At 46.6% G+C, this 16,210-nt stretch carries 12 protein-coding genes; 7 read left to right on the top strand and 5 right to left on the bottom strand.

Features of this window, described 5'->3' with window-relative positions; all coding sequences use genetic code 11:
• Positions 1 to 364 precede the first annotated feature (364 nt).
• The 6 genes from RIG27_RS15670 (at position 365) to RIG27_RS15645 (ending at position 9,579) form a co-directional block, all read left to right on the top strand.
• Positions 365 to 2,599, top strand: coding sequence for an amino acid permease (locus RIG27_RS15670; RefSeq protein ID WP_446346608.1), 2,235 nt, complete (start codon positions 365 to 367; stop codon positions 2,597 to 2,599).
• 502 nt (positions 2,600 to 3,101) lie between these two features.
• The gene (locus RIG27_RS15665; RefSeq protein WP_446346606.1) at positions 3,102 to 3,731 is read left to right on the top strand and encodes a chemotaxis protein CheB; all 630 of its coding nucleotides are present in this window, start codon (positions 3,102 to 3,104) and stop codon (positions 3,729 to 3,731) included.
• A 159-nt stretch (positions 3,732 to 3,890) separates the two neighbouring features.
• Positions 3,891 to 5,762: a CheR family methyltransferase gene (locus RIG27_RS15660; protein ID WP_446346605.1), complete on the top strand. Its 1,872-nt coding sequence runs from the start codon at positions 3,891 to 3,893 to the stop codon at positions 5,760 to 5,762.
• 101 nt (positions 5,763 to 5,863) lie between these two features.
• On the top strand, positions 5,864 to 6,373 hold the full coding sequence (locus tag RIG27_RS15655; protein ID WP_446346603.1) for a sensor histidine kinase: 510 nt from the start codon (positions 5,864 to 5,866) through the stop codon (positions 6,371 to 6,373).
• Between the two features lie 368 nt (positions 6,374 to 6,741).
• Entirely contained in the window at positions 6,742 to 7,986 is a 1,245-nt protein-coding gene (locus tag RIG27_RS15650) for an ATP-binding protein (RefSeq protein WP_446346601.1), read from the top strand.
• A gap of 204 nt (positions 7,987 to 8,190) precedes the next feature.
• Positions 8,191 to 9,579 (top strand): DNA methyltransferase, encoded by a 1,389-nt coding sequence (locus RIG27_RS15645; RefSeq protein WP_446346599.1) that lies wholly within the window; start codon positions 8,191 to 8,193, stop codon positions 9,577 to 9,579.
• 284 nt (positions 9,580 to 9,863) lie between these two features.
• Here RIG27_RS15645 and RIG27_RS15640 read toward each other — a convergent pair whose 3' ends face one another.
• The 5 genes from RIG27_RS15640 to RIG27_RS15620 form a co-directional block, all read right to left on the bottom strand.
• Complete coding sequence (locus RIG27_RS15640) at positions 9,864 to 11,138, bottom strand: S41 family peptidase (protein WP_446346619.1); 1,275 nt, start codon at positions 11,136 to 11,138, stop codon at positions 9,864 to 9,866.
• 207 nt (positions 11,139 to 11,345) lie between these two features.
• Positions 11,346 to 12,374: an aromatic ring-hydroxylating dioxygenase subunit alpha gene (locus tag RIG27_RS15635; protein WP_446346597.1), complete on the bottom strand. Its 1,029-nt coding sequence runs from the start codon at positions 12,372 to 12,374 to the stop codon at positions 11,346 to 11,348.
• 162 nt (positions 12,375 to 12,536) lie between these two features.
• Positions 12,537 to 13,055 carry a type IV pilin-like G/H family protein gene (locus tag RIG27_RS15630; RefSeq protein WP_446346595.1) on the bottom strand — a complete coding sequence of 173 codons (519 nt, stop codon included), beginning with the start codon at positions 13,053 to 13,055 and terminating at the stop codon, positions 12,537 to 12,539.
• Positions 13,056 to 13,132: 77 nt separating this feature from the next.
• Positions 13,133 to 13,306, bottom strand: coding sequence for a hypothetical protein (locus RIG27_RS15625; protein ID WP_446346593.1), 174 nt, complete (start codon positions 13,304 to 13,306; stop codon positions 13,133 to 13,135).
• Positions 13,303 to 15,264 carry an FAD-dependent oxidoreductase gene (locus tag RIG27_RS15620; protein ID WP_446346591.1) on the bottom strand — a complete coding sequence of 654 codons (1,962 nt, stop codon included), beginning with the start codon at positions 15,262 to 15,264 and terminating at the stop codon, positions 13,303 to 13,305. Before RIG27_RS15620 ends, RIG27_RS15625 begins: the two co-directional genes overlap by 4 nt.
• A gap of 101 nt (positions 15,265 to 15,365) precedes the next feature.
• Here RIG27_RS15620 and RIG27_RS15615 point away from each other — a divergent pair, with 101 nt between their 5' ends.
• Positions 15,366 to 16,139, top strand: coding sequence for an ABC transporter permease (locus tag RIG27_RS15615; RefSeq protein ID WP_446346589.1), 774 nt, complete (start codon positions 15,366 to 15,368; stop codon positions 16,137 to 16,139).
• Positions 16,140 to 16,210 lie beyond the last annotated feature (71 nt).

The raw sequence follows: 16,210 nt of genomic DNA, 5'->3' as shown, positions 1-16,210 counted from the left end.
AATTTGGAGATAGCCGCCAGTTAGGTGGGGAAGTGCCTGTGGACTGGTTGAGTGCCGTCACCGTCAGAGCGAAGCAGGAAGTAAGCATCAAAGTTAAGTCTGACTAAGGTTGACCAACTTTGAGTAGGTCTTTCATAACGGTCAACACTCCCCTAATCTCTAGATATAGATTCAAGAGAATTTTTTTTTGCTACAGTAGCGGACACGGGTATTTAGGGTGTGATATTGGTTTCGTGAGGGTGCTAAAAAGCTATATCTCATTTTTTTTGCTTGTTTACGGGGACGTCTTGATAGAACCAACTCTGTCTTGGCTGAAACAATTTCCCCTTTTCTCGTTGGATTGAACCAGGCTTAGGTGCTTACCATGAAAAACCCCTTCCGTCAAGATTCACCCTCGTCTTCGCCCACTCCCTCTGAACCAGAGAAGGGTTTGGGTACGTTTGGGGGGGTTTATACGCCATCCCTGCTGACGATTCTGGGTGTGATCATGTACCTGCGATTCGGTTGGGTTGTGGGGAATGTGGGGTTGTTCGGCACGCTGATTATTGTCACCCTGTCTACGGCGATTACGTTTCTGACTTCGCTGTCGATTTGCGCGATCGCAACCGATCGCGTGGTCAAGGCGGGGGGCGCGTATTATATGATTAGCCGTTCTCTGGGGATTGAAACCGGCGGAGCGGTGGGAATTCCGCTGTATTTTGCCCAGGCGATATCCGTGGCGCTGTATACGATTGGTTTTGCTGAGAGTCTGACGCTGGCGTTTGAGGGATTAGTTCAGCATCAGCGGCTGATAGCGATTGTAACGACTATCCTGGTGGCAATTTTGGCGATCTCCTCTGCTCAAATTGCGATTAAGGCACAATACTTTATTATGGCTGCGATCGCGCTGTCTTTAATTTGTTTGATTTTTGGTTCCCCCGTTGACCCGAATACTCACATTGAACTGTGGGGGGCGAAACCGCAAAACTCTGAACCCTTTTGGACTGTCTTTGCCGTCTTCTTTCCCGCCGTTACCGGTATTATGGCGGGGGTGAATATGTCGGGGGATTTACGGAGTCCTAGCCGTTCGATTCCCATTGGTACCTTGGCGGCGGTGGGGACGGGTTATGTCGTTTATATGGCATTACCGATAATTTTAGCGATGCGGGCGGATGCTCTCACCTTAATCGAAAACCCCTTAATTATGCAGAAAATCTCCCTCTGGGGTCCTTCGGTATTATTGGGGGTTTGGGGAGCAACCTTATCGAGTGCGATTGGTAGTATTCTCGGTGCGCCCCGGGTGATGCAGGCGCTGGCGCGGGATGGGATTTTACCTCGGTGGCTGAAGTTTCTGGGAACCGGTTCCGGACCCGAAGATGAACCCCGTATTGCCACGGTGGTTACATTGGGCTTGGTGTTAGTCGCCGTTGCGTTGGGGGATCTCAACTTAATCGCCCCGGTGTTAAGTATGTTCTTCCTCACCACCTATTTGGTGTTGAATGTGGCGGCGGGAATTGAAAGCTTTTTACGCTCTCCCTCCTTTCGCCCCTCCTTCCGGGTGCATTGGTCCTTATCTCTGCTGGGGGCAGTCGGCTGTTTGGGGGTGATGTTCTTACTCAACGCCGTGGCGACAATCATGGCGGCGCTGATTGTATCGAGTGTTTATATTTGGTTAGAACGGCGGGAATTACAAAGTGCTTGGGGGGATGTGCGTCAGGGTGTCTGGATGGCGTTGGTACGGACGGGAATTAATCGCCTCGACTATACGGCTGATACGAAAAACTGGCGTCCTCATATTCTGGTCTTTTCTGGTGCCCCGACTCGTCGCTGGCATTTGGTGGAGTTTGCGGCAAATTTAACCCACAAACGCAGTTTATTTACTGTCGCCAGTGTAATTCCCACTGGGTCTCGTGATCCAGCCAAGCAGTTGGAAATGGAAGCCACGATTCGCGAGTATTTAGAGAAGCGGGGGGTGCAAGGGTTAGCCCGGTTAATTTCTGCCCCTGATCCGTTTATTGGGGCGGAACGGTTAGTTGAGGCGTATGGGATTGGTCCATTGGTTCCCAATACGATTCTGTTAGGGGATAGTGAACAAGCCTCTCATCGTGGGAGTTACTGTCAGATGATCGCCAACTTGCATCAAGCCCGTCGTAATGTGGTGATTTTACGGGATGTAGAGGAACGGGGATTTGGTCGCCGCAAACGGATTGATGTCTGGTGGGGCGGGTTACAGGCAAATGGGGGTTTGATGTTAATTTTGGCGTATCTGTTGCGAACGAGTTTGGAATGGCGTAGTGCTGAAATTAACCTTAAATTAGTTGTCGCCAATAACGCCGCCGCCCAAGCCACGCGGAAGAATGTGGAAAACCTGACTAAACAACTGCGGATTGGAGCGCGATCGCAAGTGATTGAGGCAAAGGGACGCCCGTTCCCCGAAATCCTGCGTCGGTCTTCCCAAAGTGCCGATTTAGTCTTCTTGGGTATGGCGAAACCGATGGATGATTATACCAGTTATTACGAACGCTTACAAGGTTTAGCCACGGGATTACCGACAACGGTATTTGTGTTAGCCGAACCCGATTTTGCCTTCTCGGAAGTGTTACAGGAAGGAGGCGTATAGGGGTGTCGGGTGGGGGGAAATCTTCTTATGGTTCCCTCCCCTGCGAGGGGAGAGTTAGGGAGGGGTCAGCTCAACGTTAAACAAAACTTTCAATTTATAGCAACCGCCATAGCGGTTAGGACACATCTTATGGTAGAGACGTTCCGCCGGAACGTCTCTACAACAGTTAGGAGAGATGATCGCACAACACCTGTTTCCTATTCCCTCCCCTAACCTCGCGCGGATATTGCCAAAATCGATAGACTAAGAACGTTAACTGCTATCGTTCAAGGAGGTCAATCAGACTGGATTACTGCACACCGATTCACCGTAAAGATGGCTATAGCTATGCATTTTGACCACAAGAGTCCTAGAGCGTCGGTCAAGTATTCCTAGAAACCGGGTTTCTCGTCAGGATGACAACGCAATATCAACCTTTCACCCAAAGAAACCCGGTTTCTTGACCAATGTCCTGGATATGCATAGAAATCAAATTACATTTTCAAACCCCTAATAAAATAAAATGCAACAGCCCCAGTTTGATCAACACACTAATTATCCCCCAGCCTTCGCTAATACCGCCTTTGATGTCGTCGCCATCGCCGCATCCGCTGGCGGACTAAAGGCGCTATCTCAAGTTTTATCCCATCTACCGAGTGATTTTCCAGCAGCCGTTCTGGTTTTACAGCATCTTGACCGCAGTCACCGTTCCCTAATGGCAGATATACTCCGCCGACGGATTTCTTTGCCGATTAAGCAGACGGAGGATGGAGACAAGCTAAGTCCGGGAGAAGTTTATATTGCCCCACCAGATTATCATGTTTTGGTCAACTCTGATGGTACGCTTTCCCTAACGCAGTCACCTATTGTCAATTTTGTCCGTCCCTCAGCAGATTTACTGTTTGAGTCGCTGGCAAATAGTTATCAAAATCGGGCAATTGCTGTCATTTTAACCGGGACAGGGAAAGATGGCACAAAAGGAGTAGAGGCGATCGCGCAACGGGGAGGTATGGTGATCAGCCAAGACCAAGAAACGTCGCAACACTTTGGTATGCCTAGTTCTGCCATTAAAACGGGAATCGTTGATTTAATTTTACCCTTATCTAAAATTGCTGAAACACTCATCCAACTTGTACAAGAAGATAGAGGGTAGAAGATTTTAATGGTTATAAGCTGTTCGGCATTTAAACCCTTAATATCAATAATGGCTAAATCCTTGCAGTGCGTTAAGCGAAGCCATGCCGCAGGCTTTGCATCTTGCTCGCTACTAATACCCAACGAAAAATGACAAATGAATAATGACCAATGACAAATGAATAATGACCAAGAACGTGAAGAAAAACGAATTTTTGAATCTCTACTGGAGTACCTAAAAGAAACACGCGGCTTTGATTTTACAGGCTACAAACGCTCTACGCTCAAGCGGCGGGTAACCCGGCGAATGCAGTCTCACAATATCGATAATTTTGGCGATTATCTGGACTACCTGGAAGTTAATCCAGAAGAATTTGAGCCGCTGTTTAATACAATTTTAATCAACGTTACCGCATTTTTCCGGGATACCGAAGCCTGGGACTATTTACACCATCAACTCCTGCCGCAACTGTTGCAGCAAAAGGATAGGCAAGAGCAAATCCGCGTCTGGAGTGCGGGGTGTTCTTCGGGGGAAGAAGCCTATTCTATCGCCATGCTTTTGGTAGAAATAATGGGGTTGGAACAATTTCGCCAGCGGGTGAAAATTTATGCCACCGATGTCGATGAAGAAGCCTTAAGTCAAGCGCGTTGGGCACGCTATGATTCCAAAGCCTTAGAAAACCTGTCCGAAGAATGGCGACAGCGCTATTTTGAACAAGTCGGCAATCAGTATGTATTCCGATCTGATATCCGCCGGGCGGTGATTTTTGGTCGGAATGATTTGGTTCAAGATGCGCCAATTTCCCGACTGGATTTACTGATTTGCCGCAACACGCTGATGTATTTTAATGCGGAAACTCAGAAACGGATTTTGGCACGGTTTAACTTTGCGCTAAAGGACAACGGCGCTCTATTTTTGGGCAAAGCCGAGATGCTGCTAACTAATAGCAATCTGTTTAGACCCTTAAATTTACAGCACCGCCTCTTTACCAAAGTACCCAAACCGAAACTAAGCGATCGCCTGCTGATATTCGCCCAAGCTGGGGATGAAGAATCGAGTGAGCGTCTGTCTGAGCGGGTGCGGCTGCGAGAAGCGGCATTTAATACCTCACCCATTGCCCAAATTATTGTTGATACCAATGGTTACTTAGTGTTGGCAAATATGAGCGCCCGGTCGATGTTTGATATCAAACGGCAAGATCTGGGCAAACTGTTTCGAGACTTGGAAATTTCCTACCGTCCCCTAGAACTGCGGTCAATCATTGATGATGTCTATCGCGATCGCAGATCGATTATGATTAACGATGTGGTGCGGGAGCAGTCCGATAAGACTCAGTATTTGGATGTGCAAATTACTCCCTTAAAGGAAAATGGCAATGACGATCAGTTATTGGGAGTGAGTGTTTCTTTTCATGATATTACTCGCTACAACCAACTGCACAGTAAATATAAAGCATCTGCCCAAGAACTGGAAACGGCAAATGAGGAACTCCAGTCGAGTAATGAGGAATTAGAAACCACAAACGAAGAACTGCAATCCACCAACGAAGAACTCGAAACCACAAACGAGGAACTGCAATCCACCAACGAAGAACTGGAGACAATGAATGAAGAACTCGAATCTACCAATGAAGAATTGCGGACGATGAATGATGAGTTGCGCTTGCGGACGGATGAAGTCAAGCAAATGAATGCCTTTTTAAATTCAATTTTAGAAAGCTTCCAAACGGGGGTAATTATTGTAAACCGCGAATTTCATATTATCCGTTGGAATGTATATTCTGAGGAATTCTGGGGAGTACGCAGTGACGAGGTACAAGACAAATCCCTCCTCAGTTTAGATATTGGCTTACCTGTGGATCAATTGCGCGAACCAATCCGTAACTGTTTTCAGGGTGAGGAAAATCATCAGACAATCATGGTGGATGCGATTAATCGCCGAGGTCAATCCATTCAATGTCGGGTTACGTTCCATGGCTTGAAAGGGATAGAAGAACAATTACACGGCGCGATTATCTTGGTAGAAGAGGTGAATCAAGGAGATGGGTGAGGGGTGAGATATGGGTGTCAACTTAAGGTGAAAGCAGGGGAAGCTGGGGAAGCTGGGGAAGCTGGGGAAGCGTCACCATAAATACAGCGCTTTTCAAGTAAGTGAGGTACACAGACAGATCCCCGACTTCTCGGAGAAGTCGGGGATCTTGCACGCCGCTAACCACGATTCTCTCCTCTAGTGAAATGTTAGAACGGTATAGCGATCGCCTGAGTCCAGAACGCAAAACCGTACATTTTCAGAAAATTAGCCAATCTGTAGGCTATATGACCCAATTATTGGAAGATATTTTAATCTATAGCAAAGCCGACGCCCTGAAATACTCACCCAACGGTGATCCCGTAGACTTTGAACTGAATCGTGAGGAGAATCAAGCTATAATTATTATTCGCGATCGCGGCATCGGTATTCCCCCAAACGACCAAGTTCATTTATTTGAACCCTTTCATCGTGCCCAGAATACAGGTACAATCAACGGGACAGGACTAGGACTCGCGATCGTCAAAAAAGCCGTGGATTTGCATCAAGGCAAAATTTCTGTCCAAAGTAAGATTGATATTGGCACAACATTTACCGTCAAATTGCCACTCCTGAATGTAAAAAAATTCTAGTCGGGACACGACTTGTCGTGTCCCGACTAAAGGTGATATAACCGTTGTGAAATCATCAAAAAAACGTCACTCGCCCTCTAGTCGGAAGAATCTGATCCTAAAAACTACTATAGTAAAGTGCAAGCTATATAAGCTATAGAAATTTTAAATTCTACTGTTTTATAGAACGCAATCATTTATAAAATGCTGCATTAACTATAAATAAATCTGAATAGGCTAAACACCCCTGATGTAATGGAGATAACCATGAATCCTAACCAATCCGCAAAAAAAAACTAAATATATCCTCCGATACCTTAACCGAAGCGATTAACGAGCATATTCAAAACGCCCAAGAACGTTTAGCCCAGACAGAACCTGAGGTTAGCATGTCAGCCGATGAATGCTCAATTAAGCTAGCCGAAACCGTTACCGAACTATCCACCACCCTCGAAGAACTACAAGTCGCCGTCGAAGAAATCCAAGAACGGAATCAGGAACTCGCAGCGGCGCATCAAGCCACAGAAGACGAACGCCGAAAGTATCAAGAGTTATTTGAATTCGCCCCCGACTGCTATTTCATCACCGACGCATCCGGTATAATCCAAGACGCCAACCAAGCCGCCGCCACCCTGCTGAATATAGAAAAACGGCGTCTAATCGACAAACCCCTAGCTGTGTTTATTGCTGATACAAGCAAACGCACCTTTCTCAGTCAACTCAACCAACTCACCCACCTCTCCTCCCCCGACTTTCCCACCACCCTACTGTACCGAGACTGGGAACTATCCCTGCAACCGCGCCAGAGTGAACCATTCCCGGTGGAGATTTCCATCTCAGCCATACTCAACCCCCAATCAGAAATCGTGGGATTGCGCTGGTTAATTCGGGACATGACTTATCGCCATCAAGCCGAAAGCCTACGCCAACAACTAGAAGCCGAAAAAGAATTCAGCGAACTCAAATCCCGCTTCATCCAAACCGTCTCCCACGAATTCCGCACCCCCCTGAACATGATTTACGTCTCCGCCCAACTCCTCGCCCGTTCTCACGACGGCTTAAGCGAAGAAAAATGCAATCAATTACTCCAACGAACCGATAAAGCCGTGCGGCGGATTACCAAAATACTCGATGACGTTCTTGTCTTCAGCCAAGCCAGCGCCGACAAACTGGAACTCAACCCCACATTACTCGACTTAGAACAATTCTGCCAAACCATCGTCGAAGACTATCAAATCATCGCCGGTAGCAGCAAAACCCTACAACTCAACGCCCCCGGAACCAACCACAGCGTTTGCCTCGACGAGAAACTCCTCTATCAAATACTTGGCAACCTCTTATCCAACGCTATCAACTATTCCCAACCAAACAGCACCATAACCCTAACCCTAACCTATCCAGACCATACAGTATGCTTTCAGATCCAAGATCAAGGAATCGGCATACCAAGAGAAGACATCCCCCGACTCTTTGACCCCTTCCACCGGGCGAGAAATGTCAGCAACCTACCCGGAACTGGGCTCGGACTATCCATCGTCCAAAAAGCCATCGAACTCCACGGCGGAACCATCAACGTCCACAGTGAAGTCGATATCGGCACCACCTTCACCGTCACCCTACCCTTAGATTTGTAGTTCGTAGTTTGGGCTTTAGCCTATCAACGCAACGCTGAGCAGATTAACTTGTAATATAATCAAACCTCCCCCACCCCAACCAACATTCGTCGTTCGTAGTAAGGGAACCTTAGCCCATCAACGCAACAGCGAGCAGATTATCTTGTAATATAATCAAACCTTTCCCACCCCAAAACCTGATAAAACCCAACCCAAACAAACCGAGTGTACAAACAACTAACCCTAGAATTTGCCAACAATTCCGAACCATCCCCCCAAACCATCACTCATCCCACTGGATATTCAGGCTGGTACAGACTACACAAATACTGGGGCAAAAAACCCCACGAACCCCTCGCCCTAGCCATCCAACAACTCACCCAAGAAAACGATATCATCCTAGACCCCTTCGTCGGTTCCGGCATAGCCGCCCGTGAATCCCGGCTGCGGAAACGTCGTTTCATCGGAATTGACATCAACCCCATCGCCACCGAACTCACCAAACTACTCATCTCCCCACCCGATTACCCCATCATCCGCGATGCCTTCCTATCCCTAGAAAAAACCCTCAAACCCCAAATCAACCAAACCTATCAACTCAAAGATGGAAGAATCGCATCCCATTACCTTTGGCAAAACAACCAATTACGCCAAATTTGGTTATCCGGTAATCGCAGCAGCACCCGCCTCGAACTCCCCCCCACACCCGAAGACCTTAAACTCATCCAAACCTTCTCCAACTATAAAAGCAAAACCATTCGTCCCCCTAAATTCTTTGCAAATAGCAGAATAAACGCCACCCCGCAACTCTCCCTATCCGACCTAATCACAGGTCGCGCCCAACATAACCTAGACTTAATTATCAACCAAATTAACCAACTTCCCCAAGCCGCTCAACCCGCGATGAAGCTATGCCTAACCGCAGCATCTGGACAAATGACAAAGATGGTATTCGCCGTTACAGGCAGAGGCAAAACTAACGGAAATCCCTCAAAAAAAATAGAAGTCGGGAGTTGGGTGATTGGCTACTGGCGACCCCCATTACACTTTGAAGTCAACGTTTGGAAATGTTTCGAGCGGCGCGTTACCAAACTTTTAAAAGCTATTAAAAATGGTGATCCCTTACAAGGTAGCACTATCAGTGAAACTCTCGATCAATTCTACCAAAATGACGCAGAATGCTGCATTATTTGCGCCCCTTGTCAACAGGAACTAAAAAACCTGCCCAAGCAATCAATTAACCTAATTATAACCGATCCCCCACACAGCGATCGCATTCCCTACCTAGAACTCAGTGAACTGTGGAATAGCATCTTAGGAATTGAACCCAACTTTGACTCAGAAATCGTTATCTCCAATGCCAAAGAACGTGCCAAAACCGCCACCCTCTACAATCAAACCATGAGCGCCTTCTTAACCGACTGTTCCGCAATTCTACGAGACGACGGCTTCCTCGTCTTACTTTATAATGCCAGACAACAGAAACACTGGGCATTTATCAAACAACTCATAGATACCTCAGAAGCATCATCAAACCTAAACTACCTCGGGCAATTCCCCTGTAACTATTCAGCCCGTTCCGTAAAGTCACTTATTTTCCTGAAGGATACATAAAACAATGCCGCCGTTCAGAGAACAAAGGAAAAAACTACACAGTCATATCAGACGCAATAATTATTACTAAACCACCAGGATAACGTCGTTCGTCGTTCGTCGTTTGGGAACCTTAGCCTATCAACGTAACACCGAGCAGGTTATCATCAAATATATAGTAATATTAAGAAAAAAATCTAAACAGAGAACAGTGGAAAAGGCGGGCTTCGTCATATCCAGGTGGAAAAAGAAACGATAACAGTCAAACCCGCCCATATTCGTATCAAACAAAATATAAATCAACACTAATTCTGTATCAATTGCGTCAACATTTCCACCGCTTGAACATACTGCGGATCACTCATTGTCGCAGCCGAATCTTCTCGAATCATCACTGTTTGTTGCGCTGGCGTAAGACTAACCACCTGATCCGGCGTAACTCTTACCTGAGAAATATCTCGCCCATTCGGAGTAAAGTACTTGGCAATAGTTACCGCTAAACCTGAACCATCTGAAAGTACTCGCACTGACTGAACCGAATTGTAACCCGCTGTTGAAGTTCCCACCAAAACCCCTCGCTGGTTATCTTGCAAGGCAGCGGCTAAGATTTCGCTGGCGGCGGCTGATCCTTCATTGACGAGAACAACTAACGGTTTATCGGTCAAAGCTTGATTCCTGGCAATGTTTTCATTTGAATTACGACGACTCACGGTAGAAACAATCTTGCCTTTATCTAACCACATACGGGCAATTTCAATACAGGAGTAGATTAATCCGCCCGGGTTAGAGCGTAAATCTAAGATGTAGCCATTAACCTCCTGCGCCTCTAAATCATTGATTGCCTCTCGCATTTCCTGGGCTGCGATCCTGCTAAACTGATTTAGGCGAATATAACCAATCTCACCCGCTGGCGTATTCCGATAAGTGTAGCGTACTGGATCAATTTCAATTGGTTCCCTAGTAACTTCAAACTCCAGTTCCCTTTTAGCCCGTCGTACTGTGAGAATGACACTCGTACCCACTCGACCCTGAAGAAGGTGATTAACCTCTCTCAGACTCATTCCTTGAGTGTTCTCACGATCAATTTTTACCAATACATCCCCTGGCAAAATTCCAGCGTCGTATGCTGGAGTCGCTTCAATAGGATGAACAAGAATAAATTCTTGGGTCGTGTGATCTTGTTTCAACAGAAGTCCGACTCCAACCGAGTCACCATTGGAGTCAATCTGCATTGATTTAAATTCTTCGGGAGACATAAACCAAGTAAAAGGATCATCCAACAGTTCCAACATCTCCTGAATCGCATTATACGCTTCTGCCTGAGACTCATAGGAACGATTCAGATAGTCCTGACGTACAGCTTGCCAGTCCTGACCATTAAATGTACCATCAACATACTGTCTATCAAGAATTTGCCAAACTTCATCAACAATTTCTTTGGGACTTTCTTCAAAAAAACTCTGATAGTCCTGAGCCACAGCAGGCTCGTCCTGATCATTGAATGTACCCTCAATGACAGATTTGGTAACAGTTTGCCCAACCTCATCAATAAGTTCAGCTCTAGAGGGTGTAATGACCATCAAAGCCGTCGCGATCGCGCTTATTCCTAAAATACTCCATTGTTGGATCATTTTTTTACTCCTTCAGGTTATCTATTGGCTATTTCCCGATCAGTATTTCTCAACGGATCGAACATATGCAGTTCATTGTTCGTTCGTAGTTCGTCGTTTGGGAACCTTAGCCCATCAACGTAACACTGAGCAGATTATCCTGTAAAATAATCAAACCTACAAATCGCCCTGCTTACCCATCAACCGTTGCACACTCACCAACGCCCGATTCAACTCATACCCCCTCCCTTCCGGATGCGCCAAATACGCCAACTGTTCCTCCTCAATCATCTGCACATCCTGACGCACCAACCCATCCAACAACCCCTGCGCCGAACCAAATAAACTCTCCTTAATCCACCGCCGAAACCAAACCGGTAACTTATGCAACCGCCAAAATGCATTCAGCGAGGTAAAATGAACCAAATAGGCACGAGTCTGCCGTAAATTCACCGGACATAATAAACAATAAATCCTAAAATCCTCCCCCAAACTCGATACCCAATGGGGATACACATAACTCACATCCAACGGTTCCGGATGCAAACGCCGCAGCGCCGGAAAAAACAACTGAGAAATTGACCAAATCTGATCAATTTTATAATAACTCTGCGCCTGATAATGAGCATCCACCCGATACTCATCTTCATCGATATCCATCAAAACCGGATCAGCCCAGGCTTGCCAATCCTGATGCAAATGCCCATGATACATATCCATCAAATTCTCAATTAGAAACGAATAATGGGCATTACAGTCAATCCGAGAAACCGTAGCGATATAATTCAGATGATCCCACTCCGGGAGTCCCATCGGTTGTTGAATGTCCCCATTCCTCTCCCCTGGAAACAGCCAAATAAACCCATCCTTTTCCCGCACCGGATAAGCACGAATCGTACAACTCGGCAGTTTTTGATTCTCGGCTAAATAGGGAACAAAAACACAATTACCAGTTGACTTAAACTGCCATCCGTGATAGGCACATTCCAACAAATCCCCCTTAAGTTGACCGTGACTTAACTGCACCTGGCGATGGGGACAACGGTTTTCTAAAGCATGAATTTCACCCGTACTATCGCGAAAAAGAACAATGTTTTCATGCCAAAGCGTCACGCCAAGAGGTTTAGATTTCACCTCATCACTACGGGCGACGACATACCAATGGTTAAGATTAATTCCAAGTTGGCGAACGTCTAAATTGGTCATAATTAGTCATAATTAAATTATAGTTATAATGTAATTGTAGGGGTAGGTTTATCCATTGTAGGGGCGGGTTTAGGAATTCAACTCAGCTATCACTGAAATAACTGAACAGCAAAACCCGCCCTATCTCACTTTTGTTGCACGGGGGAGAAAGGGGGGTTATTTTCATAATATTGTGTCCCGATCAAAATCCGTTAACGCATGAGAACCAAGGGGACATAATATACCCGTGGAAGCAAACGTCGGCGCTGTCGGAATCACCGGCGGAGACGTGGAAGGCAAATTCGTTTCACAAATCCCCCCAATCCCCTTAATAATCTCACCCGACGATACCACAAAAGCCGCCCCCGCATAACTTTTTAGTCTCGGATCTTTGGCTTGGGCAATCATAATCATACCCTGAAGCGGATTCTTGGCAGGTAGCATCAAATAGCGATAATTCTCCGTCTCCTGAAACCCCGCCAGATTTAACTCAGCTAAACTTGGGGCAAACTGAGAATACTCCAGAAAATAATTCAATTGCGCCAGATTCACCGCATTTAAATACTCTTGCACCTCCCCTTGCAGCGCCAATGCTACGGCTGTCTGGGGAATGTAGGGAGGCGATTCCTGCGCCTGTACCGTTGATGAGATTCCTGCGAATAAAGTAATCAGTCCTAATTTCGCGATCGCACCTTTAATCATAGCTTGTTCCTCTCCATTGGGGATAGGGGATTGGGATTAGGAAAGTTCGGGCGGGTTTTGTTCAAAATTGAATCTCATTACCCGCCCCTACAATTATCTGTACTGTTGGCGAGATTCCTGTTTAAGGCTGGTGGTGTATCAAGGGTTTCTGACGAATGACGAATGACAAATGACAAATGACGAATGACAAATGACGAATGACGAATGACAAATGACGAATGACGAATGACGAATGACGAATAACAAATCATATCGAAAAAATCCCTTCTGGATTCACCGATAATAGCGATCGCTGTTGCAATCCTTCCCGGTGTATAATCCCATTAGCCGCCAGGAATCCACTACTTACCGCCCGTTCCATTAACCCACAGGGAAAAGGCATTTTTACCCAGTCTCCAGCAAAAAATAGATTCGCCACACCCGAATCGGTTTCGGGGCGTTCCTGATAACTCCCTGGGGGATAACCGGAGAAGTTTTTCTGATTCACTAACTCCTGATGTAACATCGTCGCCGTTTGTAATTCGGGGACAATTTCATAGAGTTCCTGTGCAAACGTGGTTAATAAAACCTGCTGATTGGGAAATTCGTCTTCTTTATAACAGTAAGCGTGTAACTCTACCACACTTCCCCCCGTCTTTTCATGCCACTGAATATAATCATCTTGGATGCGATGATACAAAGTAATACTATCGGTGAGACGATAACCCGACAGGGAGGTAAAATTACTATGGTTCCAAGCAAAATCTCGATCAAACCAAAATCGGGCAACGGCAAAAGGATCAGCTACGGCTAATTGTTCCACCTGCATAAATACCTGGGGATTCACCTCCCCTTCTGCCAACTTAAACAAATGTTGTACACCCGGAACATCAGTGGCAAAGACATAATAATCTGCTTGAATCGTTTCCGTAGCTACCGGGGGCGACTCTGAACTAGAAATTCCCATCAGTTGCACCTCATCCTCCTGGCGTTGCATCAGGTTAAATCGAGGTAAATCCCGTTTCGCCGGACCCGCAATCACTTTACCTTCAGAATTATAAACCGCCCCATGACAGGGACAAAGAAACTGACCATCCCCTTGGCGTTGTACGGTACAGCCTTGATGAGTACAAGTTAGAGAAATCGCTTGATTCTCCTCTGGAAACAGGGCAAACATGGCATCCCCAGCCCCGTAATAGTCCACAGTATTATCGGATTCATCAGTTTCCATGGTGTGATTCCGCTTCACCCAAAACGGCACCGAGGGTTGAGTATTTCCCTGTTGATAACTAATCGAATGAATCTGCCCATCTTGCCACTGAATCTGACTCACCGTGGCTTCCGTAACAATTTTTCCCTGTTGATTTTGAATCGCCTGGGCAATCGGTTCCACCAAACTCCTACCCATATCCTGGCGCGTCCCATTAAACGCCAATCCTTCGGGATTCCCAAAAAAATAAAAGTGGAAAAACTGCATTAATTCGCCCACACTCAACAGATCCGGCGCATTCAGACTGGATTTAGCAAAGGGTAAAAAATACAGATCATAAAGTCCTTGGGGAAACTCACCTTTTACCCAATCGGCAACCGATAACTGATCCAAACGCTGGAAACTATCGGGAATTTGGAAACCGCCAATTTCCCGAAACACCTGCCAATGTTTCAGTCTAGTCAGATTAATCCCCCAACGCCAGCGATTTGAAGACGCGATCGCTAAATCTACCACATTCCAGGGAAAAGCAGAACGACTGGGGCGAAAGACTTCCGGCTGATACTGATTATCCCGAAAAACCACCGAGTAAAATTCCAGGGAACGGAAGTGATCCTGAATCTCCAACTCAGCCACCAACCGATTCAAATTATAATACTGAGGGAAAAAGCCATGGAACCCATGTTCCATCCGCAGCGAGTGATCGCCCACCTGAATTTGCCAACTGGCAATCTTACCACCCAATTGAGGCGATCGTTCTAATAAGGTGACATCAAAACCCCGTTGACTCAACTCATAAGCACAACTAAGCCCCGCCAATCCCGCACCCACAACCACCACAGATTTAGGCTGAGTCAGGGTTCGGGGTAAATCCAGGGTATCTGGTTGAATCACCGTGGGTTGCGGTTTCGCCCAGCGAGAATATCCGATCACACTACCGACTCCAGCCACGCCGATAAGTTTCAAGGCGGTGCGTCGGGAAAGGAAAAGAGAAGTTAATTTTGATTTGTCATTCGTCATTGTTTAGGGAACAGGGAACAGGGAACAGGGGGCGGGCGCGAGTTGCATCTGGGTGAGGCAAGAAACAATAATAGTGAAACCCGCCCCTACAGAAAATTCAAATGAATTATTGGCATGAAACAGTCGCTGTAGCCCAGCGCATTTTAATCGAACTGGGGCGCAGACGCCGCAGTTTGGTGTTTTGGGGAATTTTCCCCATTTCAGTATTATTACTCAACGGTTATATTTTGGCAGAACGCGCCCAATTGTCGATGGCGCAAGCCTTTGAAAATGCCGCCCCTTCGACGTTGGCAGGTGCTGCCCTGTTTTTTAGCTGTCTGGGGGGTACGGTAGCCACAGTGGTGGGAGAACGGGAACAGCAAACCCTTAAACGTCTGTTCATCTCTCCGTTAAGTGGCATATCCTATTTTCTAGGTATCTTTTGCGCCCATAGCGCCATTGCTGGGGTTCAAGGGGTTTTGGTTTATGCGATCGCAGCATGTTGGGGTGCTAAATTTCAAGGGTCTCTAGTTTTAGGCATCTTGATTATTCTACTGAGTATTATGGCGTATGTGGGAGTGGGATTCATCCTCGGTACCCAGTTTGCCCGTCGCACGGAGGATGTAAACGCCTTGGTTGCGGCGTTTGGTGTACCTTTGTTAATTTTAGGGGGCGCATTTTTACCCACCTCCTTGTTCCCGGAAACCTTGCTAGACATCGCCCAATTTAACCCGATTTACCACATCAACGAAGCGCTGCTGGCTGTGTGGGCAAATGGCGCAGGATTGGCGGATATTCGGGAGCATTTTTGGTTTTTGGCGGTATTTGCCTTAATTATGGTAGTAGCCGGATGGTTATCTTATCAGCGGATGCTGAGAGTTGAGCGAAGGTTATGATATCAGATAAATCTTCGTAGGGGCGCACAGACGTGCGCCCGTGTAAACTTAAGCCACAACCCCCTCACCCC

Source organism: Coleofasciculus sp. F4-SAH-05, assembly GCF_040222985.1.
In the GTDB taxonomy this organism is placed as follows: domain Bacteria; phylum Cyanobacteriota; class Cyanobacteriia; order Cyanobacteriales; family Coleofasciculaceae; genus Coleofasciculus; species Coleofasciculus chthonoplastes.
The sequence above is the reverse complement of the archived record's forward strand: the minus strand, read 5'-3'. Positions and strand labels throughout refer to the sequence as shown.